Genomic DNA, 23,230 nt, shown 5'->3' with positions numbered 1-23,230 from the left:
CGACCAGACGTTTGTCGAGCTTGTGTTCCGGGTGACGAAGCATGCAGGATGGCGCGCGCCAAAGTTCGTTTCTAGCGTGTCATGGAAGACCAAACTGGTGCCCTTAGCGGCGAGCGTTGGCAGCTTTAGCGCTGTGTGGCCTAGCAGCTAGTAGTTTGCTTCCGGTCCCAATTCGGTCAATCGATCAAAAGCCGACGTCCGATATCGAGGAGTTCCAGACGCATGGCTCATTTAACAACGGGGGCCGCCGGTTCGACTCCCTTCACATCAATAGATCTGATTTTGTAGGCTGTGGGTCGAGATCTTTAAAAGTGGCGTTGCAGCCAAATGCGGGACGGCTGCTTTGCGCCTCCATTTCGGACAGTTCGGGCTGCTGGGATACATCGGCAAAGCGGGCATCAAACGAGATTTAGATGCAGCTTTGTGAGCCAATACCAAGCTGTCGCATTTCTAGATGTGCTGAAAAACGATCGAAGGCTCTGTAACTCAGTAGGCCGATACCTGCCTCATTCGCGTTTCAAATGCTCCCATTCACCGATCAACGATCTGTACCTTTCACGAAATACTGTCTCTTCATCGCCTCGCAAAGGCGTCGTTCGCGGGGAAAAGAAGGCTTTGCGAAGTGGGTCAATGATGCGCATGTCATCCCCATCGAGGTTTATCAGCGCTTGTTGCATCACCCACAAGCCTAATCGTCCACCCTCTTCGGGGAGGGCGGGCTCCTCGCTAAAATAGGGATACACGACACGTGTGTATTCGCCCCTGACCCTCGCGTGCAAGGCGTCCCGTATTCGGATTGTGCCACCCAAATCTTCAAGTCGTAGGTGGCCGTGCACGCTGCGGGGAATGATCTCAACCAGTTCGTTTGACCAACGTAACTTTGCGCTGAGCAATTCGAGGACGCCGTCTTTCAGCAGCGAGTATAGCCGCTTGTATCTCCCGTCCGACTTTATGCGGTCATCGGTCAGCTGTGCTAGATCACCGTCGCCTGATATGTGCTTCTTCACATCCGACCAGAAGGGCACATAGAAATCTCCACCTTGACTTCGGTTGCCGCCAGCCTCTTTCTTGCGGTCAAGACGAATATCCTCTTTCAAAATGGATCGCCGTAACGGAGGTGGCGCATAGAACAATTGCAGCGCTTTTCGGAGAGGAACATTCAGAACAGTCATGCGGCCCCACATTTCTTAGGTTGAAGCATAGCATCACTTCAATATTTCTGTAGATACAAGATGCTAAATCAGTTCTTCAACCTGATAATCTTGTTAACGGCGTAGAGAACTTATTCAGGATTTGTATTTGTGCAAAATTTGGCTGTCCACCCAGCGCCCTCATGGCCACCGTTCAGGTGCTCGTCACTTCAAACCAAAAGCGAACGTCCGTTAACGTAGCGGCGCTCGACATTGATAGCAGAAACCAGAACGGCCACCTTGCAACGCCAATTCTGTCGAAGCGCCTGTCCGTTCCGGCTCAGGGAACGGCCCTAGGTGCTCGGATTGACCACCGTGCATCGACCCCAACTCGCCGGCTTTCGTTCTTCGCACGGTGGTCGACCAATGCTTTTGAACGAGTAATCAGGGAATCCAAGCAATAATCTAAGGCGGTGCGAGATTGGTAAACACACTTGCCTTGCTCCTGCTCTTAATGCAACCATAGATCGCGGTTTTTGGCCGCTCAACAGCCGGATGGAAATGATGCGAGTAGCTCGAATTGTGATTCAGAATTTTCGTACGTTCGCGTCGCTCGACGTGAATGTCGCGGATGATCTATGCTGCATCATCGGAGAAAATAATACTGGCAAGACTGCGATCCTTCGCGCAATCCAGATCTGTCTAGACAATATGCTGCCGTCGAGTTTCCGGTCGCTGCTGCGCGAGGACATCCACTCCGCGATCAATATCGCCGAGCCAAGCCAGGTTCTAATCGGAATTGAGCTGGCTGGGTTCGAGGGCCGGTTGAACGAGGAGGCGCTGGTCAGCACTTGGAAGACGGCTGCGGACCGCGCGCGTATATTTTACCGCTTCCGCCCGCGCCCAGCTGTCCGGGAGCAGCTCGCAAGTGGCGACATCGCACCCGGGGCGCTGACCCTTGAGGACTATCAGTGGGAAATCCGTGGTGGCGGTGACCCCGCGATCGATCTCACGGATATTTCCTGGGATGACGAGGGGATCGGCGAGTCGGTGCGCTTTGCAGACCTGCAATCTTACCTTCTCGTTCATCTGCCCGCGCTTCGCGATGTCGAGAACGACCTGCGCAATCCCCGCCAGTCACCGCTCATCCGCCTGATCGAGGCGTTCGAGATCGATGCGGCCGAGCAGGATGCCCTGGTTGCGATCCTCGATCAGGCCAATCAGGCGATCGCGAACTCGGCGACTATCGCCGAGATAGCAGGGGCAATCGACGCACGGTTCAAAGATGTCTCTGGCCCCGCGTTCGAGATGGACGCCGCGCTTGGCTTGTCCGCCGCGACCTTCCGCGCGATCATCCGCAACCTGAAAATTATTCTGTCGGACCTGTCACTCACCTCGTTCGAACCCGGCCGCAACGGTCTTGGCATGAACAACATCCTCTACATCGCGATCCTGGTGGAATATCTACAGCGGCGGATCACGCTCAACCGCTCCGCCGGCCAGTTGATCCTGATCGAGGAGCCCGAAGCGCATCTCCATCCCCAGCTGCAATTCTCGCTGATCGCGGCACTGCGCGCGATCGGCGTGCAGACCATCCTGACCAGTCACAGCACCCAGGTGACCTCGCAGGTTCCGCTGAGCAGCATTGTATCGCTCACCAAGCGCGAGGACGCGACCATTGCTGCCGGCAATCTCGCGCTCAATGCGGCGCTGACCGCGCCAGAGATTGCTGATCTCGAACGCTATCTCGACGCAACCAAGAGCGCATTGCTCTACGCTCGCAAGGTCATGCTGGTCGAAGGGGCAGCGGAGATGTTCCTGATCCCGGCGCTGATCGAGCAGGTGTACGGCGTGCAACTCGAGCGGCTCGGTATTTCGGTTATAGCGATTCATGGCGTCCATTTTGACGTCTATGCCAAGCTGTTCCGTGCCGGCTCGCTTGAGAAGAAATGCGCCATCGTGGCCGATGCTGACATGAAGCCGTCCGATGCTGAGGACTTCGATCCGGAAACCGACGCCCCCGATCTGGTGGCACTGGAAAGCGACTTTGTGTCCATATTCGCGGGAGCCACTACTTTTGAACGCGAGTTGGTATCGGTCGGGCGCCTACCGATGTTAGTCGAGACCGTTCGCGCTCTCGACGTGCCCCAGATCCTTGCGCAGATGGAGAATGGACTGGCAACGCTTGCGCTCGGAGGAATGGGCCTCGCCGAAGAGACGGCGCTACGCGTCGAGCTTGGCCGTATCACGCTCAATACCGCCAAGCGCTTTGGCAAAGCGCGTTTCGCGCAGATTGCGGCGCGCTACGCTCACCTCGCGACCGATCTGCCGACCTACATCGAGGAGGCCTATGAGTGGCTCACCGAATGATCCGGCTGACACCCGAACAGCGCGAGGCGGTCGAACACGACGGCAATATGCTTCTGACTGCTTGCCCAGGCAGCGGCAAGACGCGGGTCATCCTCGCCAAGCTGCTGACGTTGGCTGATCAGGTCGTCGGCACGCCCCAGTTCATCGGCTGCATCACCTATACCAATGCCGCGGTCGATGAGATCGAGGCCAGGTTGCGCACCTACGGCAATAACGCTATCGCGGACCGTTGTGAAATCTCCACGATCCACGCTTTCTGCCTGCAATTCATTCTTCGTCCCTATAGCTGGCTGTTACCCGAGGTGCCTGCATCGTTTCAGGTGCTCTCCCGGGAGAACAGTCAGTTTGAGCAGATCGTGACGGCGGTCGAGGACGCATTCGGTCGTATGCCCGCCGGACAGGTGTTCGAGGACTATGAGTCGCTTCGCATCGACGTAAACGGCGATCCCTGCGGCCAGGGGATCGAGACAGGCATTGTCACTGAGGAATCCGCTGCGCTCTATTGGGAACGGGTCCGCGCCCATGGATACCTCGATTTCGCGATGATTCTCTATTATTCATGGAAAATTCTCGAACAATATCCGTTCGTCGGACGCGGTATCGCGAGCCGCTTTGCTTGGCTGCTCATCGACGAATTTCAGGACACAACGGACATTCAGATCGCGATCTTCGGCGCACTCCGGGATTTCCTCTACACGCGCTTTTTCCTCGTCGGTGATCAAAATCAGTCGATAATGAGCTTTGCAGGCGCACGCCCTGAGCTCGCCGATCAGTTTGGAGATCAGATCGACGCGCACCGTGACACATCCTTGACCGGTAACTTTCGATGCGGGCCAGCGATTGTCGGCGCCGCATCAACACTGATCCCGATCGTGCCGGGTATGCAGTCGGCGGGCGATGCTGCTCAAATTCCTGCGCAAGTGAACTACGTTCATGTCGAGCGGCCGATTGACGCCATCACCGACTATTTTCTGCCCGCCCTACAGGATGCAGGAATTCCGCTCGGAAAGGCCGCAATTCTTGCGCCATGGTGGACGCATCTCATTCCCGTCGCCCGCGCCCTCCGAGAATTGGACGTGCCTGTCTTTGGCCCGGGTGCACGGCCCTATAAACGTAGGCGACTGCTTGCCGGACTTGCCGAGCAGCTCGGAGCCTGTGCCGAGGCCGGCAACTACCTGGGGCTCCCAGGTGTCGAGCGAGCTCTGTTTCGGCTCATCGGCGATCTCACCGGGAACTCGCGCTATGACATGTTCAGCTATCAGGGGCGTCGTGTGGCGCTCGGCCTGATCTATCTCGCTCGCACACTTGCGGACCAGCATACCGGCGGCGTCGCTTGGCTGCGCGCCGTCGCCCGTGAGGCTGGTGACTATCTCGAATGCGAGGAATGGTTGCCGGGGAGTGCCAAACAGCCTCTGATCGATTCCGCCGAGGAAATGCTATCCGACATGCAGGCGAGCAAGGTCGATCTCGCAAATCTGCTGATCTCCGATATGGGCCTGTTCGCCAATCCCGAGCATGCGCTCAAGCTAATTACGCTACACAATTCCAAGGGACGCGAATTCGATGGCGTCGCCCTGATCTGCATGAACAATGGCAGTATCCCGCATTTCTCGACATCAACGCTGGAGGCGTATGACGAGTCTCGACGGCTATTCTACGTCGGCCTAACCCGCGCCAAGCGCATCCTCGTCGTCGCATCCGATCAGTCTCACTGGAGGAACACGCCTACCCCCTTCATCGCGGAGGCTGGCCTTACATGAGACCATGCTGGTTGCGCATCGTTCAATGGCTGGCTGTAGTCGGCCGCTAAGCGGCCGCATTCGACCTCCCTATCTCGGCGGGGTGCGCGGAGTTCAACTGAGAAACCGTTGCGCCGGACAGTATAAGCACCTGCTGTGGATCGTTGTGGTTTAAGGTGCTGGCGTCACATGACTGCGCCAGCGCCAATACATCGAACAGACGGAATCTACGAAGGGTGCCTGCTCGAACCTTATGCCGCTTCCCAAACCTGATTCAAGATCTTGGCGGCGAGCGCGGCTTTGTCTTGGGGAAGGAAGCACCCATAGTGCTGCTGGATCATGTCAGGTGTGTCCTGGATCGCGTAGCTCGCCTGCTCGTAGGATCCCGTCAGCTTGAGAATATGGGTGGCCAACACATCCCGGACATTATGGGGACCGTGTGGCAGCAGTCCCTTGATTGCCCCGCGGCCGGTGTAGGGATTGTAGATCCCGTATCGCTGAACGGTCAGCCGCCAGGCCTCATAGAAGGTGGTCTGGTTGTAAGAGGCTTCCGTGCTCGATTGCTTGACCGTCTTTATAAAGAAGGTGCCGGGATCATTGGCATTTGCCAGCAGAATGCGCCGGTGCCGATGGACGTAAGCATTGATGTAATAATAGAGGTCCAGCAGATCCGGCAGGACGAGGCGGAATGGCTTGGAGCCGAAGAAGGATGAGTTCGAATTCTTGAAGGCATTGGCCGGTATCAGGACTTCCCAGCCCTTGTCCCGATCACTCCAGCGGATTTCGCCGCGCTTCAGCTCTTCAAGCCGGCGCTCCGAGGTTGGAATATGCCCGCGAGGGCAAAGCAGGAGCTGCCGGAGGTTTTTCTGACGAAGGCCAAGATGAAGGCCGAGCCGCAGCATCAGAAACGATCTGACGGATTCGGCCGCCGCTCGTGGATATCGGTCCTTGTCCGGCATCCTGAGAAGGATCTCGTCCGTGATTTTTCGGTACTCCGCCAGTGGGCTTGGCGCCTCAAGCACGCACATGATCGGTTCGAATGGATCACGATGTATGCGCATCACGCGCTGAATTTCCTTGATGCGGTTGCGCGCATGGGCATGAAACGTGTCACAGCAGGCATGCCAGTCACGCTTGGCAAAAGCGATCTCCTCTGCCGAGACAAGGCCTTCGATCGGAATGACCCTCTCGATCAGTTCCGGGTGCTGCCTGAGCCAGCCGGTTTCCTCGCGCGTAAGCGACAAGGCAATGCTCAGCATGTCGGCTTCCCAGGCCGTGTAGAACCCACGCCGGCGCTCGCGCCATTGCAGGTACCAGTCCCAGATACCAGGAAACACCAGAAGTCCGAAGGTGAGGGCACCCAGCGGAATTCCTCGCCCCGCGACCTGGCCGTCAGGGGATGCCGCAAGGGCTCCGAACATGAGGCCAAGGTGTTCCAACTTTTGCGAGGCCGTTTCTTCGCCCCAGACGCTGTTGCGCTGAAACCCAATTGCCGTGAGCGTCGATGTCTTGAACGCGATCAGGTTCGCCATTTCGAGTGCAAGGCGGGGAGGAGCATCGATGACGCCGGACAGCAAATCCGGATCATCAAGGTCTCCAACGGGATTGCTCTCGTTCGATGAGCCGCGTCCGATTGGAACTGACGACGCCCGTCCACCGTAAGCCATCGCCGGAAAGCGGATCGCATATCGTTGTTTGATTGCCGCCGCCTGAAAACGGCGATAGTCGGTGGCGCCAGTGATGATGACTCTGCGAACCCATTCGAGGATCTCCCGGCGCTTTGGTCTTGGCAGCCTGTTGAAATTATCTGGAAGATGCCAGGCAAGTCGGCGGCGTTCGGCGGGAGAGATTTCCTCGTCGATGTCATGGCCGGTGCCGGCGCGAGACTGATGCGGAAGTTTTGCCTTGAAGTAGCCCCTCGGCAGTCGATACCGATGCTCGATGCGATCCAGGATGTCGAAGCTCTCCACGCTGCGCGGCACCTTCGTGCCCTTGAGCCAACTGAGAAGAGTCTTCACATCAAAAGTGTCGTCAGGCCGTACAACAGCACGATGGAGATTATAGTAAGTCTCGCCAAAGCGTCTGATGTGCAACTCCAATGCCGCCTGAAACGAAACGGGTTCCGTATACTTATCGAACAGCGCGACGGGGAATTCCTCAATCGGCTTGGGCTTTGCTCCAGGTTTTGAATTCTTTTTCGCAGAGTGGCTGCTGCCGGCGGTTCGCGCTTTTGAGATCCGCGCGGAGGCAGACGATGAACTCGTGCGGTTCCGGGGTGTCGCAGTATTCGTGTTCACCCAGCGGATGATGGCATCGAAGCCGTGCTGTCCGACCCGCATCAACTTTGTGCTTGGCTTGGCAGCCAGCCGGCATGCGGTGGCGATCTCGGTCCAATCGACCGTTTTGCCCTTCACGGGAGGAAGAACTTGATCGTTGACCAGTGCCAACATGTAAGCGGTCAGACGCTCGAGCTCAGCCGGACTTACCAGTGGTGCCAGCCGGATCTCGCAAAAGCCTGCGATCTTGCGTTGAAAGGATCTCGCCGTCGGATTCATGATCATTCAGGTTTCCCTTACAGATAAGATTCCAGCCCCGGGGCACGGCCTGCTAAGGAATGAAGGTTAGCGAAGGGTTAAGATCGGGCATTTTTGGGATGTGGCGGAGATTGCCAGTCAGGCCTTGATCGGATCGATATCAGCCGCCGCAAAGACCTGAGGTCACCGGCAATCGGCGGTGTCGCTGTTGTTCGGGATTGCCACAAGGCCCCATCATTAACACCCGCAATTCCGTTATTTTGTTCTCTCATCCGGGACAGACTTCATATCCGAAGCCGATCTTCTCATGCTAAGCATCGAGGATGGGATTCGGAGTTTTCATTCATCGCTCGGACTCGATCTATGACGACAGTCCGGCCGAACAATATCAGTTTCCAAGCCAGTATCTCGGCCGTGTTCAAGGCTGCGTCGGGGACTGGATCATCTACTATGAACCGCGCAAGGTTGCCGCCACGCGCGGCTATTTCGCCGTCGCCAAGGTCGTCCAAGTCATTCCTGACCCGAAGATGGCGGGCATGTATCTGGCGCTGATAGAACCTGGCAGTTATCTGGACTTTATCAATCCTGTTCCGTTCAACGGCCCGGATGGAGTCAATGAACGCGGCGTATTGAATCATGACGGACGGATCTCCGGGCGAGCGCAGTCGGCGGTGCGGCCCATTTCCCCTGCCGATTTCAATCGCATACTATCGGTCGGCCTCAATGAGGCAGAACCAGAGCTACCCCGGCTGGATGGAGTGGAAACGGCTGATCTCACAAACGGATTTGCAGACGCAGCTCAAACACCGTTCATCTTTGAACAAGAACGCCACCGCGTGATCCAGCTCTCGTCCCGTGCCATTCGCAATCGGTTGTTTCGACGGCTCGTCTTGCAGGCCTATGACAAACGATGCGCGATCACCGGCTTGAAACTCATCAATGGTGGCGGGCGTGCTGAAGTCGATGCCGCCCATATCCGACCTGTAGAGGCGAACGGACCTGACATCCTTAGTAACGGCATTGCCTTATCAGGCACGGCACATTGGATGTTCGATCGCGGCCTCATCAGCCTCTCGGATGATCTAGATATCCTGGTTTCGCGGCAGGCGAATGATCCGGAGAGCATAAGAGGACTGATCAGCAAGACCGGCAGAGCGATCGTGCCCCTACGGCCGTCTGCGCGGCCACATCCGCATTTTCTCCAGTGGCATCGCGAGAATTGCTTTAAGCAATGAATTGTGACGCGGGATCGGATAGCGCCCCCGGGGCTGGCGGTGGCAGAAAGCCCAAGGCTCATTTTGTAAATGTCGCGAGGAATAAGGAATGTCTCGCGAGATTCCAGCTTCAGCGCTTCGTCAAGTAGTCGAAGTGATATCCGAGAAAGCATATGGCTTGGGTTTTCAGCGACGTGGCTCTTTCTGAGAATTGTCAGGAACAGGCCGGCTGGAGATGTTTGTTCATCGATGATGTAGGTTGTGTTCCGCATCGCCTCGCGCACTGCTGGTGATGCACATCGGAGAGGCGCGTTCGATTCTTGCGTGCAACCCTCTGGTGATCAATCGTCTGAGCGAGTACAATCGAAGTTAGAGGGATAGATCGCTATATTACCATGGAATCAACAGAACTTGGCGAGCCGAGCCAACAATGTCGGTGCACAATAATCGAGATCGACGCAGCACATCATCCTTATCTCGCGGCTGCAATAATCCGTTTCAACGTCCTGCATGCCGGGGTGCGCGTTATCCATTCGGACGAGATTACGCTTTCTGATGACGGTACCGCTTCGGTTGACGCGTTGATCGCCGACTTCCAGCACTGTCTCTATCGAGAGAAAATCTACGCCGAAACGCTTCCTTTGCGACGGGCGCTGATAAGCGGTGTTCTAGGACGATGACGGTTTTCCCCTTGAAGTTCACGCGATTGGCTGCCGATTACCTGTTCTCGGACGACGCGGGTGGCTATTTTCGCGCAGATGGCCAGTTTCTTGATCGATACGCCACGGACAATTTAACGGGTACGGACGCCCACTTTCTGCTGAAGAACGGGCACGCCTTCAAAGAAGTCAATGACACCGCCTACCAGGGATTTTCCTATCGTTGGGCGCAGCGACTTCATCGCCCTGAAGCGCTGAACTACCTAATTCTTGTGCCGACGCTTCGCTGCAATCTCGCATGCGGCTATTGCCAGGTATCCCGTGTGAATGAAACGGCAAACGGCTTTGACTGGACCGACGAGACCCTCGCGCAAGTTCTGCATTTCTTGGACGGCATGGACGCCGCAGGTGCCAAGATTGAGTTTCAGGGCGGCGAACCGTTGCTGCGATTGGACCTACTGCAGGAGGTCCGAGAGTTTGCTCGCCGCAAGTTCCGCAATGTCACGTTCACGGTTTGCAGCAACTTGCAATCCGTCTCTGACGAAGCCTGGGAATTCCTCGATGCGCCAGATACCTTTGTGAGTACATCGCTGGACGGCGACTTATCCGTTCATCAACGACAGAGAACGGTCACCTCTGGTAATACGGAGCAGTTTGTTTCGAACCTTCGTCACGCGATCGGAAGATTGGGGCAGGGAAGGGTGTCCGCGCTGCCGACGCTCGACATCAACAACTTGCCCGCACCGACGGAAGTTATCAAAACGTTTGGCGGCTTTGGCTTTCGTTCCATCTTCTTGCGCCCCATAAACCACCAGGGGTTCGCGCGGAAGCGATTCCAGACAATGGGCCTGGAGAAACGATGGAACGACTACCATAGCCGTTTCGTCGACGCCCTGATCGAGCACAATTGGACGGCGGCAGATCCAGTCGAGGAATTCTATTTCACGCACTGTCTTCGCCGGGTTCTGCGAGGCGGCCATAACCAGCACGTAGACCTTCGAAACCCGAATATCCTGGGTAACGACTATCTGGTCATCGATTTCGATGGCACCTTCTACCCGACCGACGAAGCCAGAATGGTCACGCGAGTGGGGCAGATCGACCTGAGTGTCGGCAATCTTTGGGATGGTATTGATCAGGCAAAATTGGATGTCTTGAATGAGGAGGCTACGAACTCTTTCCATCCAGATTGTATTCACTGCCCGTACCAGGCTGCCTGTGGCATCGACGTGATTGACGACCTGTCCCGATACGGACGGATCGACATGCCCAAGCGCGATACTGCTTTCTGCCGACGCCACACTGCGATCTTCGGCAAGATATTCGAACTGCTCTATTCGAACGACGAGAAAGTCCACAAAAGCTTGGCGATATGGGCCGGAATTCCGGAGTTTGAGCCATCGTTGGCCCCGCTACTTCCATGATCGATCTGCGCCTCAGGATCGATGAAATCCCGATCGATCAGCCGTGCATTGTCCGGCTGCGGAAGGAGATTGCTGAGAGCGAACATGATGCAATCCTGATTGAAACGGACGAGGTCAGTCAGACATTTGATCTCGCGGGCTATTCGCTTCGCGTACATTGTGAGCCGGACACCGATCTGGATGGCGATGTGCTCTTGCTAGTTCCAGGACGGCAGTCGGCTCATCGTTTGGTTCGAGCACGGTCCAGACATAACACTTTCCTGGTGACAGAGCAGTGTGATCAGCTTTGCGTAATGTGCTCTCAGCCTCCGAAAAAATACCACGCCGATCTTTTCGACCAATTCACCGCCGCCGCCGTGCTAGCTCCTCAAGATACCCGGATCACGATATCGGGCGGAGAGCCACTACTGCATAAAAGCAGGCTGTTTCAGTTCCTAAGAGCCGCCGCCGAAGCTCGGCCGGATATTTCTTTCCACCTTCTGACCAATGGGCAGTTTTTTGAGCCGGACGATGTTTCCGTATTGGATGAGGTTGGGCGAGATCGCGTTCTCTGGGGCATCCCACTCTATGCGCCTCAGGCTGGGGCTCACGACAGTATTGTCGGAAAGTCAGGTGCTTTCAAAAGGTTGATGGAAAGCTTTTCGACGTTGATGAAAGCGGGAGCAGCCGTCGAGCTTCGCACGGTTGTCCTTCAGCAGAATTGGGACGCGTTGCCTGAGCTTGCGAACTATGTCTCGACCCGGCTGTCATTCATCGATGTCTGGGCGATCATGCAGCTCGAAAATATCGGCTACGGCCGCATGAACTGGTCGCATTCTTTCAAGGACACGTCCGTTGATTTCGACCAGCTTCGACGGGCGATTAATTTCGCGATGGGGCGCGGTGTGCAAACTTTGCTCTATAACTTCCCGCTTTGCTCAGTCCCTTCGCAATATCGGCATCTGGCACCCGGCACGATTTCGGACTGGAAAAACAAGTTCCTGGACATATGCAGCGGATGCTCTTTGCGCTCTACTTGTGGTGGCTTTTTTGAATGGTATAATATTGATCAAGGGTTTGGGGGACTCTCACCGCAATGAAGAAGCGTAAGGTTTACCTAGTTTCGTCCTTGATCGCTGCCGGATTCATGCCATCGAAAGGCGATGCCACGCCGATCACCGGCCTCACCGAAAAGAAAGCTCCAAACACCCTCTTTGAGCGATTGCGGGTCAAACAGGTCTACACTCTGGCTGGTCACAGCTCGCATTCGAGCCACGCAAGCCATGCCAGTCACGCAAGTCATGCTTCTGCTTCCGGCGGTGGTTATGCTTTACCACGTGGTGACTATGGCAGTGGCGGCACCACCTATACTCCGCTAGACCCAGCGCCGCTTTATACCCCAAATCCCTCGCCGGTCATTAGAAGTCTACCTTCTATTCCAAACATACCGGCGACAACTTCAACCGGTACCTATCCCGTGCAGACCGCACCGCAATCTTCTTCTACTAGCGTTGACCCTACTCAGTTAAAGACCCTACCCGGTAATTCTGGGAAATTTCGTCGGATCGTCATACAGGTGCAAACCGCGCTGATCGCCTTCGGCTATTTTGGTGGCCCGATCACAGGGCAGGTCGACGCAGCTACAAGGGGTGGGTTAAATAGAATGCAGGCAGCCTATGGCCTAAAGGTGACCGGAACCATCACGCCGCAGGTCCTGACAGCTTTCGGAATTTCAACGAATTGATCGAATGAAGCAGGTCCATAAGCGATGCGATGGTTTGCATTTATTTCCGTTCTTGTCACCTTGCTTCCTAATCTTGGCCACGCCGCCATTACTTTTACGCACCTGAAAGCCTCGAACAGTGATATTTTGTTGATCCAGGGAACGTTTGAAACGAGTGATCTCCCTGACAAGCTCGACGCAGAGGTAAAGAGCGGCACTCCGAAGTTTATCGCTTTCAGTTCAACCGGCGGCGACGTCGACGCTGCGATGGGATACGGTCGAGAAATTCGTCGCCTGAAACTCTCGACAATTCAGGTCTCAGGATCAAAATGCGAGGCAGCATGTTTGTTCGCGTTTGTCGGCGGCGTTCAGCGTTTTGCTGAAGATGGGTCGTTGATCGTGAACCGAAATCTTCGGTCGCCAGGACCGTCTGGGCAGCAGGAAAATGCCGATAAATTGAAAACCTATTTCACCGAATTGGGCCTTGACCCAACCTTCCTCCCATTTGTCACCGGTCTTGCCGATGGTGATCGGCGTGTGCTGTCGCTGGTTGACATGGCCGGCTTTGGAATCGTGACGGGGCAGCCCACCCCCTATGTGACACCTTCGGCCGAAGAGACCGCGGCTTCCGACGAGAGCCCTTCGGCAATATCGAACGAAGCTGCTCTCCAGTTCTTCCAGGAAATGCAGCGGACCTGGTCGACCAACGAGGGAATACTGTTCCTCGCCAACAATTACGGAGATCCCGTTGTCTATTACGGCTCGCAACGCTCTAAGGCGGATGTTCTCACGGAGAAGCAACAGTTTGCAATCCGGTGGCCCATTCGCATTTACGCAATACGACCGGGTACGGCACAGGCATCGTGTTTCGATACCTGTGCTGTCTTTGCCGTTGTCGACTGGTTCACCTATAGTCCAGCTAGAAGAAAATCCGCCTCGGGCGTGGTGAATGCCGTGATGACGTGGGATCCTGTGACGCATAAGATTTTAGCCGAGAACGGTAAAATCACGACCAGTGATAAGTCCGTCGTGGGCCCCGATCGAATTATTCGTCGATGGTTGACCGACAGCGCGGTATGTTCGCTTACTTACTCGCAGGACGCATGCAACTCACAATCACAGCTACTCACGCAACTGGCCAGCGGTGGCTGGTGCCGAAGATCCGATTCGACTTGGGGGCAATGTACCCTTCAATAACTATCGGCCGCCCTCTCGTGGTGGGGGCGAATACGTGTTCCGCGCCTTGAGGGCGGGTTTAGCCATTTGAAGCGAGACGGGGCGCTGACTAAGGAGTTCTTTCGGGACCCATCCAACGGCTGAAGGACCGCCCGATACGCGGACCCATCCGCCTTCGCTCTCAAGGACGACGAGCAAAGCATTTTGCCCGATGCCTCCAAGAGGCACGTAGTTCGGCCCCGGACCTTCCCGAAGCTGGATGGGCAGCTTCAAATAAGCGAATTTCGGCTCGGATGGAGCGACATAAGGGATGGCTGGTGGTTCAATTGGCGCGACTGCAGGAGATGTGTCGGGTGCTGTCGCGGCCGCAATGAGTGTTTCGAAGGCACCGGGATCAGGAGTTTCCACCCGGTCAGGTTGAGGAGCGTTGGCCGATGTTTGGTCAATCGCCGGTGTCGAGACTTGTGCACTCGGAGCCGGAGTTGGGGTCTGAGTAACCGACGCTTGGACGGGTTGAATACTTTGATTGGAACTGGACACAGCCATTGTTGACGTCGCGTTAGGCGTCTGCGGTGGGATTTGCCCAGGCCCGTTGCCGAAAACTGCCTGGGTCGTACTTGGCTTCGTCGAATGCCCAGCATTTTGGGATACGCTGATTGCAATAGAAAGTCCGAAGATACCTATGACGATAAACGCTACAGTGCGAATATTACCCGTCGACTGCGGCACCGCCGGGACAATGATACCTGGCGAAGTCGGTTGTGACGGCTGTGCATCTGTCGACGGGATTGCTTTTGGGGCTTCCGACGCTTCCGCCTTTGCCTTCGCCAATGCCCGGCAGCCCTCAACAAAACCAGACAGTTTGCCAACTTGTGAGAATTCCAGCACCTCGTTTACGCCGCTGTCGCTTTGTAAATGGAGGGTGTCGTAGAGACAAACGGGCAGTTGCCGGTTATTTCGAAAGCGTCGATCAGGTCCGCCGCTTTTGTTCGGATGCTGCCAGGTGTGATCAACGATTTTTGCGTCGCGTGGGACCTGGCCATCTTCAATAAACCGAGATTCTTGCCAACGAACGCGAAGGTCGGAGTACGATACCGCTCCGAAGCGTGAATAATGGGCGATCAAAGCTACGTCGGGCAGGAAGTAGATAACCTGTTTACCTACGCGCATCGAAGGCGGAGTGATGTTGCTCCTTATGACCTTCGGCAACGCGTAGGCTAGCTTCGTCGCTGTGCGCTTGACTATATAGGAAGCGCCCGCATTCCTTTTCCAAGTCGTCAGGTCATTGACTGCACCGCCAGCCTCGATATGCCATTTTCCAGCGCAGGCATTTAGGGTGTCGAACGCCGCGATCGTGTCCTTGTAAGCTTGCTCAACGGGGCCATCGATATCGTAAAACAGCACAGTCGACCGACGGTAAGAGTCGATCCAAGATCCAATAGCCCAGGCGGGTACGGCGGCGACCAATACCCAAATTCCTACAGGCGATGCTTTCACAAGAAGGAAAATGCCAAGGAGAGCAAAGAGCCAGCCGAAGATGACAGACATTCGCCATTGGCTGGCCTTGGCATTGATTTCGTCGAGCAGGTCGCTGAAATTTTCGTCCCGCATCTCCATGACGTCGCCGGACTCGATTTCCAGCATGGTGACGGTGGATTCTTCGAACGTGAGTGGCACCGGAGGAGGGGACTGTATCGCAGCATGACGACGTTTGCCTGCGGAGCCAAGTGACGCGCGATAGTAAACGCCCCGACGGCCAGCGTGAACATAATGACCTCGTGGCCCTGTACCAATGCGAAGCCCTTTCACCCCGATAGAGACACCGACGCCGCCCTTGGAGAAGTTAAATCGGAATGGCCCCGCCTTTACCGACTTCCGAATGTAAAATGGCATGCCAACCTCGCCACTGCAACGGATGGATGTTACACGATTTTGTCTTTGCAACGAACGGCTTTGTTGCCGGAATTCCGAGCTTTAGCGATGTCGTCACGGTCGTCCGCCAATGTCTTTTCGCCCCTGTTCAAATTGCTCGCGCGACTTCCTTGTTACAGGGTTACTTGAGTTCGTTTGTGCTTTCGGGGTAAAAAGCTAAGATAAGTAGGTCCGTAATAGAATATTCGCTCTCTATAAATCAGTAGGTTAGGAGAATTTCAGAGAGGGTCGTTAGTTCGACTCCTCTCAAGAGCAAAACCAACCGCTCGCCCGTCCAGACTTATTTCTTCGAGATTGTTTTTGGCTTCGGTTGATATAGACGGCGTTTGACGTTCGGGCGCAGAGCATTGCGGAGATCTTTGTCTGCGGTCGAAAGGTCGAACCATTCGGGATCGAAGTAACCACCGCACCATCGAATGGTTTCGGCAAACTCGGGATCATCTGGATCGGCAATGATCTCCAGAAACCGCTCGTATCCCGATAGTCCACCGACATCTTCAGGCGGTCGCGCCCTTTCGCCGGCGACGCAGCTTGCATGCTTGGGCGTCGTGGCGAGTGTCAAGAAGTCCTCGATCGAAACGGTATGCCGCCAGCCGTCCCCGAAATCATAGTGATAGCTGAAGACAGCGCCTTGCTCAAAGTCAAGCAGACGAACCTCCCTATGATCGAAGACCCGAGGATCGTCGTTGGTCGCGTCCTCCTCAAGGATCTCAACATCCCCATATCGAAGACCGCCGATCCGGAACTCATAGAGATGATAGTTCCACCAGTTGAAGGCTGCCTGAATTCCGAGATGCAGATGCTCCAGGTTCCAATGGACAGGCAGAACCAGACGGCGCCAGACGCCGGGCTCTATTTCGTCGATAGAAACTTTGATCTGCACAGCGTTTGCGGCTTTGAACATTGCCGGAGTGAACAAGGTTGCCGACAGGCCGTCAAGACGAGCGCGGCGCACGACACGTTTCTCGCGGTCGTGCCCCTCAATTCCTATCGGGCGCTTTTAATGCTTCAACACGTTCGCTCATTTCAGCTTTTCGGTTGGCCAGCCGGTCGATCGCTTTGCAGAGTGTCGATCCTGAAAGGCTAGCCTCGAGATCGGTTTTGAACAGCAGAGCGGGGTGACGATTAGGGCCGGACTGCGCCCAAGATCGACGCCGCAGAAGACCATATCCGTCTTGCTTGCACGCTCGCTTTCGGCGCGCAGTAAAGCAGGAACGTGTATGCCAGGCTCGGATCCGACCGGAGCTTCCGCAGCCTACCAGAGCTGATGTCCGATTCAACAAGGCTTAGCGGCGCCACGCCACGTCCTTCGCCGGCGAGGCAGTAATTTCTGATGTCCGCCGCCATATCGTGTTCCAGCTCAACCGTCGACGGTATCGAAACCCGGCACCTTTGCCAAATCTGACCGATGTAGGTTCGGCGATCTGAGACATGAAGCGGCGCCGGCTTGCGGTCCTCCAGTTCCGGTGACGATACAACAACCAGCTTCTCCTTTGCGACCTCGATTGATCGCAACGCCGAGAACTCCGGAGATTGGATCACTTTCGGGTGGCTTGTCGCCAGAGCCAGGTCGCATTCGGAACTCGCAAGCATGGATCCGACCCTATCGTGGTTTGCTATCCGAACGGAAAAGCTGGCGGGAATCGCCTCCTTTGAGAGCTGATGCTTGAATGACGGGAAAACGCTGATGGTTGCGCTGTGAGGCATCGCAATCGTTATTGCGCCGTCTGCAGCCTGCCAAGGCCGATGGTTCGAGCGGAAAGCCGCTAATTCCGCCACGATGCCGCGGGCCACCGGCACAAAGTCCTTCCCGGCCTGTGTCAGCGCGACCGGCCTGCTTCGCCGATCAATCAAGTCGGAAGCTAGCCAAATCTCCAATTGCCGCAGTCGTTTGCTCAGGTTGGATTGCGTGGTTTCGCGGTCCGCTGCAGTTCGCGTGAAACTGAGGCTCTCTGCAAAATTCAGAAAGTCGCTGATGATGTCGATATTCATAAAGGTCGTGCTCGTCCCTGCTTAGGCTTCTCGCAATGAAGGAGCCCGAATTCACGCTGGTCTTATGGCATAATTAGGGAAATTTCACCTGCCGCCGCGTTGCGCGCCGTAGTCAAAAATGGACTTTCGAAAACACGAATTGGAATGGTGCGAAGTGGTGCTTGCGTCAGAACCGTCCTGTCACCTACCTCTTGCCCGGATGCACAAAGCCAGATTAATCCACCATCTTTGATGAGAGACATTTCAGATGACCATCAGCTTCACTCGAAGAAACGCATTGCTTATGGCGTTATTCACATCTTCCTTTTTCTCCGCAGCCGAGGCTTTTTCTGCCGAGACTGATCGCTCAATTGAGGAAGATATTCGCTTGATTGAAACGAAGAGCGGAGGTGAGTTGGGTGTTGCTGTGCTCGACACCGGGACGAACCAGGTGGTTGGTCATCGACTCGATGAACGGTTTGCACTCTGCAGCACGTTTAAGGTACTGGCGATCGCTTTCGTTCTTGCACGGGTCGACCAAGGAAAAGAACAGCTTGATCGGAGGGTCGATTTTTCAGAGCAGGACCTTGTCCTTCCCTATAAAGCGACCAAACCTCACGTTGGCGCTGAGGGCATGACGATCGATGAGCTCTGCAAGGCAGCAGCGATATACAGCGACAGCACCGCGGCAAACCTGTTGCTGGCCAGTTTTGGTGGTCCGGCAGAGTTGACGGACTATCTTCGCTCGATAGGCGATAATGTGACCCGGGTGGACAATGTCGAACCAAAGCTCAACATCGTGAAACCCGGCGAACTGCATGACACGACGTCCCCACGCGCAATGGCAGAGACGATGAAGCGGATCATCTTGGGTGACATGCTATCCCCGCGGTCGCGTGGTCTTCTGACGGACTGGCTAGTCAACGGACAGGATGCGGCGACACAGAGACTGCGCAAAGGCGTTCCGGCCGGTTGGCGGATTGCCAATAAGCCAGGCACGTGGAAAGGCATATCGACGAATGATGTCGGCGTCATCTGGCCGCCACATCGCCCGCCGGTCGTCGTTGCGGCCTACCTCAGCCACGCACCAGGATCGATTGAATCTCAAGAAGCTGTTCTTGCGGACGTCGCGCGGCGTGTCTGCGATAGGCTATTGCGATCCTGAGGCCGTGTCCGAGACTGCCCATCTTTCGATGGCATCTGATTCCAGAACGTTTCACCTGTCCGCGGAACCGGCATCAAACACCGCTTGTCGAGATCTTTGCTCGGCTGCGCAATACGATTCTTTCCAACATCAAACGATTGTAAACTCTTCGAGACCAGAGGACGCATTGTGTGAGCGACGACATTGTAATCCTGAGAAATTTACGCGTGCTTTCCTGTGACGGGAACGGCGCGCAAGTTTCTACGGAGGCTGACATTAATGGCCTCGTTGGAGCCGCCATTGGCGAAAGAGCCGATCTGGTTGCCTTGCCCGCAGCGCGATTGGACCCGAACTTCTTTGATCTCAGAACGGGATTTGCGGGCCTGCTCGTGCAGAAATTCGTCAATTATCAGATTCGCTTGGCAGTCGTCGGTAATATTACGGACGCATGCGCACGAAGTAGGGCGCTAAAGGACTTCGTGTACGAGTCCAACAAGGGCTCGTCATGCTGGTTTCTGAACGATCTTGAGGATTTGAGCCGGAGAGTGAAATGACGATCAGTCAGCAGTCGGTCACCGCTTGCTGTTTCGCGTTCAAGGCACGGCGATATCGACAGGCTGGATCCGCCTCACCTGACGCGCCTTCGGAATTGAAATGGCGGAAAAAGCGCGCCCCGCACATTGAAAGAGGCGGCGTGGAACGTTGACGATCGACGATCCGAGCTCGTACGCAGGCGCCGATGATTGACGTGCAGGCATCGGTGCGGCGGCTTGCGGATGACAGTTATGAGAGACAGAATAATGGCAGGCTCTGACGAAGCGCCTCTTATCAGCCCACTGAGACACTGATGAATCCGAATTCGCCATCCAACGAGTCGTCGGTTCCTATCCCTTCAAGAGCATGACCCCCATGCTACCGGAACCGACCACTCTGTCGATCCAGCAATTGTCTCTTACCACGCTTCGCCGGGACCGTCTCAGCACGCGGCGGGCCAGTCGGGAAGGAGCGCGATGCCGAACTGCGGTGCGGCTGCCTTGAGGCGGGCGATATCCGCCTCGGCCGACGAATTGGGTTTCTCATCGGTGCCGATCTCATAACCGGCGTGTTCGACAAAGGTATCGAACAGCGACGGAGTACCGAGCAGAACGTATCGTGCCATCTTGTCGGTCTTGTTCATGAGGGAACGCCACGCGGCATGAAGATGCAGTCACCTGTGGTCAGTGAGTGCTCTTTTCGATCGATGATCGCAGCCAGCTCCCCTTCAACCATGTAAATGGTCTCGTCATAGTCCGCATGGACATGAATTGGCGTTCTGGTGTCGCCGTTACTGCGGTTTTCGAAAAGGCAGAACTGACCACCCGTCTGCGCGCCCGATAGCAGGCACTTCATAGATACACCGCCAATGCGAAGGTCTTGGGTGTTCTGGGGCACGATTGAATCCTTTCAATTCTTGTAGGCTGCATTTTCCGTCTGGGAGCCGGACATCCACTTGCCGATCAGGACGACGACCAAAGCGATTGCCGGAATTCCAGCGGCGACAAATGGCAGGCTCGTGAAGCCGAGGCCGTGCGCAACTGTGGTTCCGCCGAGCCACGCGCCGAGTGCGTTGCCGCCGTTGAAGGCTGCGATGTTGAGGCTGGAGGCAAGGCTCTCACCAGCGCCCTTCGCTTTTTGCATGACCCACATCTGAAGTGGTGCGACCGTCGAGAAGGCTGCGGCACCCAGCAGGGCCACCATGACGATGGTCAGGATCTTGCTGTGAACGACAAGGCCGAAGACAATCAAAACGCCTGCCAGAGCAAGCAATGTCCCGATGACAGTCGGCTGCAGGAAGCGGTCTGCAAGTTTCCCACCTGCAAGATTGCCGAGGACGAGGCCGCCACCAAAGACCAGCAAGATCGGAGAGACCGCTGCCTCACTGAACCCAGTGACCTCGGTAAGCAGTGGGGCAATGTAGGTAAAGACCGTGAACAGCCCGGCAAATCCAAGCGCTGTGACGGAAAGGCCGATAATGACGGAAGCGTTCATCATGGCGCGGAGGTCGGCGCGCCAGTCACTGGCAGCAGCCGTACCGTGATCAGAAGGAACGTAACGAGCGATCACCGCCAGGGCGACGATGCCAATCGCGGTGACGGCCCAGAAGCTCGCGCGCCAGCCGAGTTCGAGACCGAGCCAGGTGCCAAAGGGCACGCCGAGGATGTTTGCCGCGGTCAGTCCGGTAAACATGACAGCGATGGCGGACGCCTTGCGGTCCGGCTTGACCAGCGAGGTCGCGACGACTGAGCCCACGCCGAAGAAGGTACCGTGCGCCAGCGCCGTGACAACGCGCGCGGCGAGCAGGAACCAATAGCTCGGCGCAAGAGCACAGGCGAGATTGCCAATGGTGAAGATCACCATCAGGGCCAGGAGGACCTTCTTGCGGGACCAGCCGGACAGAAGGACGGTCAGGACCGGCGCGCCGACGGCAACGCCGACGGCATATCCTGATATCAGCAGTCCGGCCGTCGGGATCGATACGTTGAGGGCAGTTCCCACCTGGGTCAAAAGGCCCATGAGAACGAATTCGGTGACGCCGATCCCGAAGGCTCCGATCGTAAGCGCGTAGATCGCAATAGGCATTGTCTTCTCCTTTTCGTTGCCAGCCGACGAAGGGCACGGTTTTCCGAGCGGGATAGCGACGCGTCTCCCGTTGCCGATGAGGACTGGAGGGTTGAGCGCGCTTAAGCGCTCGGGACGTGGGCGGCGGATGCCGCGACTTTCAGAAGCTGGGCATGTATATCGGGCGAAGCGGCAAGCAGGCCGTCTGACGACCAGCCAAAGCCGTTGCCTGAGAGATCGGTGACGACACCGGCTGCCTCCTTGACCAGCAAGGCGCCGGCAAGCCAGTCGGGAATGTCATGGCCGACCTCGAAGTAGCCATCGAGCCGACCAGCCGCGACGTAGGCAAGCTGCAGCGACGCAGAAGCCATCTGACGGACGACGAAGACTTGCCCGGTCACGCGTTCGAGCAGTCGGAGTGCCTCGGCATGCTCTTCCGGTCCGACCTGAGCGATCGGCGGTACGGCCGACCCCAGAACGGCGCCTTTGAGGTCTGTCTTGTTCCGGGTCGTCACGCGCTCCCCGTTCAATGTCACACCCTGACCTTCCTGGGCGACGAACAGCTCGTTCGATGTCGGATCATAGACGATCCCGAAGACGCAACGCCCACCGATGACGAGCGCCAGCGAACTCGACCACAGCGGCAGGCCCTGCAGGAAATGATAGGCTCCGTCGATCGGGTCATACACCCAGTAAGCGGCATTGGGATCATTCGGCACGTCCTCCTCGCCCGTCCAACCGATGTCAGGATAGCGCGTGGCGAGCTGGCCGCGCAGATCGGCGGCTGCCTTGGCGCTCCTGGAGCGCACCCAGTGGATGACGGAAGCAATATCGTCCGTCTGCGAAGGGCGGTCCAGCGAGGCCGCGATCTGGTCTGTCGCGGCGCGAAGCAGGAATGCACAAATGTCGGTGTCTACGGTCATCATGGCTGTTCTTTCTTCAAAACTCGATTGACGATGGAAGAAGGATATGGCCCTCTGCCTGCCTCACAAACTCGCTTTGACCCGGCGCGGAACATGGTGCGAAAACCCAAGCTAAGTCCCAGAAAACAAACGGTTCAGGCGCGTTCCGCGGTTACTGTCGAGATCATCGTCGAGGCGGCAGCTCGCATTCTGGAAGAGCGCGGGCTGGAGGGGTATACGACCAATGCGGTGGCCGATCGCGCCGGTGTCAGCATCGGCTCGCTTTACCAGTACTTTCCAAACAAGGACGCCATCACGATCGCGCTGATCCATCGCGAGACCGCTGACCTTCTTGCCGACATCGAAAGAGCCAGTTCCGAAGACGACTGGCGCACCGCGCTGGCCTTGATGACGGATGCGGGCGTCGCCCATCAGCTGCGACGGCCGGCACTTGCCCGCCTCCTCGACATCGAGGAGGACCGCCTCCCGAACCACGCCCGTGAGAAGAGCGTGGTCGACGTGATCCATCCGGCACTGACCTCTGTCCTCCAGAAGGCCAGCCTCGAGACCGAGAACGATCTCGAAACGCTGGCCTTCGACGTGATGGCGATCACCCGCGGGATGACGGACATGGCAGGCATCCGGCGGGAGCTGGATGGAGTGGCTCTACGGGCGCGCACCCGGCAGGCCGTGTTCGGCTATCTCGGGCTGACGCCGCCCAGGGCGTGAGCCCGA

The 23,230-nt window shown here is 56.5% G+C and carries 20 protein-coding genes; 11 read left to right on the top strand and 9 right to left on the bottom strand.

Annotated elements, in window-relative coordinates; genetic code table 11:
• Positions 1-506: 506 nt before the first annotated feature.
• Positions 507-1,172 carry a hypothetical protein gene (locus GDN47_RS29095; protein WP_152094792.1) on the bottom strand — a complete coding sequence of 222 codons (666 nt, stop codon included), beginning with the start codon at positions 1,170-1,172 and terminating at the stop codon, positions 507-509.
• Positions 1,173-1,712: 540 nt separating this feature from the next.
• On the opposite strand from GDN47_RS29095, the gene GDN47_RS29090 reads away from it, so the two are divergent.
• Both GDN47_RS29090 and GDN47_RS29085 read left to right on the top strand, forming a co-directional pair.
• The gene (locus GDN47_RS29090; protein ID WP_233790185.1) at positions 1,713-3,500 is read left to right on the top strand and encodes an ATP-dependent nuclease; all 1,788 of its coding nucleotides are present in this window, start codon (positions 1,713-1,715) and stop codon (positions 3,498-3,500) included.
• Positions 3,485-5,260, top strand: a complete 1,776-nt coding sequence (locus GDN47_RS29085; protein ID WP_233790183.1) for a UvrD-helicase domain-containing protein — start codon at positions 3,485-3,487, stop codon at positions 5,258-5,260. The genes GDN47_RS29090 and GDN47_RS29085 overlap by 16 nt, the downstream gene beginning before the upstream one ends.
• 230 nt (positions 5,261-5,490) lie before the next feature.
• Here the strand turns inward: GDN47_RS29085 and GDN47_RS29080 are convergent, their stop codons facing one another.
• Entirely contained in the window at positions 5,491-7,800 is a 2,310-nt protein-coding gene (locus GDN47_RS29080) for a hypothetical protein (protein ID WP_152094790.1), read from the bottom strand.
• A gap of 296 nt (positions 7,801-8,096) precedes the next feature.
• On the opposite strand from GDN47_RS29080, the gene GDN47_RS29075 reads away from it, so the two are divergent.
• From GDN47_RS29075 to GDN47_RS29050, 6 genes are all read left to right on the top strand, one after another.
• Complete coding sequence (locus GDN47_RS29075) at positions 8,097-9,008, top strand: HNH endonuclease (RefSeq protein ID WP_152094789.1); 912 nt, start codon at positions 8,097-8,099, stop codon at positions 9,006-9,008.
• 374 nt (positions 9,009-9,382) lie between these two features.
• A complete protein-coding gene (locus tag GDN47_RS29070; protein ID WP_233790180.1) occupies positions 9,383-9,667 on the top strand; it encodes a hypothetical protein in 285 nt (94 codons plus the stop codon).
• The gene (gene hxsB, locus GDN47_RS29065; protein ID WP_152094788.1) at positions 9,664-11,070 is read left to right on the top strand and encodes a His-Xaa-Ser system radical SAM maturase HxsB; all 1,407 of its coding nucleotides are present in this window, start codon (positions 9,664-9,666) and stop codon (positions 11,068-11,070) included. The genes GDN47_RS29070 and hxsB overlap by 4 nt, the downstream gene beginning before the upstream one ends.
• Positions 11,067-12,149 carry a His-Xaa-Ser system radical SAM maturase HxsC gene (gene hxsC, locus GDN47_RS29060; RefSeq protein WP_152094787.1) on the top strand — a complete coding sequence of 361 codons (1,083 nt, stop codon included), beginning with the start codon at positions 11,067-11,069 and terminating at the stop codon, positions 12,147-12,149. Before hxsB ends, hxsC begins: the two co-directional genes overlap by 4 nt.
• Positions 12,146-12,793, top strand: a complete 648-nt coding sequence (gene hxsA / locus GDN47_RS29055; protein WP_152094786.1) for a His-Xaa-Ser repeat protein HxsA — start codon at positions 12,146-12,148, stop codon at positions 12,791-12,793. Before hxsC ends, hxsA begins: the two co-directional genes overlap by 4 nt.
• A gap of 24 nt (positions 12,794-12,817) precedes the next feature.
• Positions 12,818-13,969, top strand: a complete 1,152-nt coding sequence (locus tag GDN47_RS29050; RefSeq protein ID WP_152094785.1) for a COG3904 family protein — start codon at positions 12,818-12,820, stop codon at positions 13,967-13,969.
• Here GDN47_RS29050 and GDN47_RS29045 read toward each other — a convergent pair whose 3' ends face one another.
• The 3 genes from GDN47_RS29045 to GDN47_RS29035 all read right to left on the bottom strand — a co-directional run bounded on the left by GDN47_RS29045 (position 13,970) and on the right by GDN47_RS29035 (position 17,872).
• Positions 13,970-15,841 carry a DUF4236 domain-containing protein gene (locus GDN47_RS29045; RefSeq protein WP_152094784.1) on the bottom strand — a complete coding sequence of 624 codons (1,872 nt, stop codon included), beginning with the start codon at positions 15,839-15,841 and terminating at the stop codon, positions 13,970-13,972. It abuts the gene before it with no gap.
• A gap of 319 nt (positions 15,842-16,160) precedes the next feature.
• Positions 16,161-16,784, bottom strand: a complete 624-nt coding sequence (locus GDN47_RS29040; RefSeq protein WP_152094796.1) for a plasmid pRiA4b ORF-3 family protein — start codon at positions 16,782-16,784, stop codon at positions 16,161-16,163.
• Positions 16,785-17,005: 221 nt separating this feature from the next.
• On the bottom strand, positions 17,006-17,872 hold the full coding sequence (locus tag GDN47_RS29035) for a LysR family transcriptional regulator (RefSeq protein ID WP_152094783.1): 867 nt from the start codon (positions 17,870-17,872) through the stop codon (positions 17,006-17,008).
• A gap of 247 nt (positions 17,873-18,119) precedes the next feature.
• Here GDN47_RS29035 and bla point away from each other — a divergent pair, with 247 nt between their 5' ends.
• Entirely contained in the window at positions 18,120-19,016 is an 897-nt protein-coding gene (gene bla / locus GDN47_RS29030) for a class A beta-lactamase (RefSeq protein ID WP_152094782.1), read from the top strand.
• 170 nt (positions 19,017-19,186) lie between these two features.
• Positions 19,187-19,549 carry a DUF4180 domain-containing protein gene (locus GDN47_RS29025; RefSeq protein ID WP_152094781.1) on the top strand — a complete coding sequence of 121 codons (363 nt, stop codon included), beginning with the start codon at positions 19,187-19,189 and terminating at the stop codon, positions 19,547-19,549.
• A 422-nt stretch (positions 19,550-19,971) separates the two neighbouring features.
• Here GDN47_RS29025 and GDN47_RS32500 read toward each other — a convergent pair whose 3' ends face one another.
• From GDN47_RS32500 to GDN47_RS29010, 4 genes are all read right to left on the bottom strand, one after another.
• A complete protein-coding gene (locus tag GDN47_RS32500) occupies positions 19,972-20,172 on the bottom strand; it encodes a hypothetical protein (protein ID WP_233788727.1) in 201 nt (66 codons plus the stop codon).
• Positions 20,169-20,426 (bottom strand): cupin domain-containing protein, encoded by a 258-nt coding sequence (locus GDN47_RS32495; RefSeq protein WP_233788726.1) that lies wholly within the window; start codon positions 20,424-20,426, stop codon positions 20,169-20,171. Before GDN47_RS32495 ends, GDN47_RS32500 begins: the two co-directional genes overlap by 4 nt.
• 12 nt (positions 20,427-20,438) lie before the next feature.
• Complete coding sequence (locus tag GDN47_RS29015) at positions 20,439-21,614, bottom strand: MFS transporter (RefSeq protein WP_152094780.1); 1,176 nt, start codon at positions 21,612-21,614, stop codon at positions 20,439-20,441.
• Positions 21,615-21,715: 101 nt separating this feature from the next.
• Positions 21,716-22,519 (bottom strand): inositol monophosphatase family protein, encoded by an 804-nt coding sequence (locus GDN47_RS29010; protein ID WP_152094779.1) that lies wholly within the window; start codon positions 22,517-22,519, stop codon positions 21,716-21,718.
• Between the two features lie 90 nt (positions 22,520-22,609).
• On the opposite strand from GDN47_RS29010, the gene GDN47_RS29005 reads away from it, so the two are divergent.
• Entirely contained in the window at positions 22,610-23,224 is a 615-nt protein-coding gene (locus tag GDN47_RS29005; protein ID WP_152094778.1) for a TetR/AcrR family transcriptional regulator, read from the top strand.
• Positions 23,225-23,230: the final 6 nt, after the last annotated feature.

Origin of the sequence: Martinezella dioscoreae, assembly GCF_009176305.1 — a bacterium.
In the GTDB taxonomy this organism is placed as follows: domain Bacteria; phylum Pseudomonadota; class Alphaproteobacteria; order Rhizobiales; family Rhizobiaceae; genus Rhizobium; species Rhizobium dioscoreae.
The sequence above is the reverse complement of the archived record's forward strand: the minus strand, read 5'-3'. Positions and strand labels throughout refer to the sequence as shown.

What these genes read in the sequence shown, in the direction of transcription:
- GDN47_RS29095 (WP_152094792.1), bottom strand. Translation starts at nt 1,172, where the DNA reads ATGACTGTTCTGAATGTTCCTCTCCGAAAAGCGCTGCAATTGTTCTAT.
- GDN47_RS29080 (WP_152094790.1), bottom strand. Translation starts at nt 7,800, where the DNA reads ATGATCATGAATCCGACGGCGAGATCCTTTCAACGCAAGATCGCAGGC.
- GDN47_RS29075 (WP_152094789.1), top strand. Translation starts at nt 8,097, where the DNA reads ATGGGATTCGGAGTTTTCATTCATCGCTCGGACTCGATCTATGACGAC.
- GDN47_RS29070 (WP_233790180.1), top strand. Translation starts at nt 9,383, where the DNA reads ATGGAATCAACAGAACTTGGCGAGCCGAGCCAACAATGTCGGTGCACA.
- hxsB (WP_152094788.1), top strand. Translation starts at nt 9,664, where the DNA reads ATGACGGTTTTCCCCTTGAAGTTCACGCGATTGGCTGCCGATTACCTG.
- hxsC (WP_152094787.1), top strand. Translation starts at nt 11,067, where the DNA reads ATGATCGATCTGCGCCTCAGGATCGATGAAATCCCGATCGATCAGCCG.
- hxsA (WP_152094786.1), top strand. Translation starts at nt 12,146, where the DNA reads ATGAAGAAGCGTAAGGTTTACCTAGTTTCGTCCTTGATCGCTGCCGGA.
- GDN47_RS29050 (WP_152094785.1), top strand. Translation starts at nt 12,818, where the DNA reads ATGCGATGGTTTGCATTTATTTCCGTTCTTGTCACCTTGCTTCCTAAT.
- GDN47_RS29045 (WP_152094784.1), bottom strand. Translation starts at nt 15,841, where the DNA reads ATGCCATTTTACATTCGGAAGTCGGTAAAGGCGGGGCCATTCCGATTT.
- GDN47_RS29040 (WP_152094796.1), bottom strand. Translation starts at nt 16,784, where the DNA reads ATGTTCAAAGCCGCAAACGCTGTGCAGATCAAAGTTTCTATCGACGAA.
- GDN47_RS29035 (WP_152094783.1), bottom strand. Translation starts at nt 17,872, where the DNA reads ATGAATATCGACATCATCAGCGACTTTCTGAATTTTGCAGAGAGCCTC.
- bla (WP_152094782.1), top strand. Translation starts at nt 18,120, where the DNA reads ATGACCATCAGCTTCACTCGAAGAAACGCATTGCTTATGGCGTTATTC.
- GDN47_RS32500 (WP_233788727.1), bottom strand. Translation starts at nt 20,172, where the DNA reads ATGAACAAGACCGACAAGATGGCACGATACGTTCTGCTCGGTACTCCG.
- GDN47_RS29015 (WP_152094780.1), bottom strand. Translation starts at nt 21,614, where the DNA reads ATGCCTATTGCGATCTACGCGCTTACGATCGGAGCCTTCGGGATCGGC.
- GDN47_RS29010 (WP_152094779.1), bottom strand. Translation starts at nt 22,519, where the DNA reads ATGATGACCGTAGACACCGACATTTGTGCATTCCTGCTTCGCGCCGCG.
- GDN47_RS29005 (WP_152094778.1), top strand. Translation starts at nt 22,610, where the DNA reads ATGGTGCGAAAACCCAAGCTAAGTCCCAGAAAACAAACGGTTCAGGCG.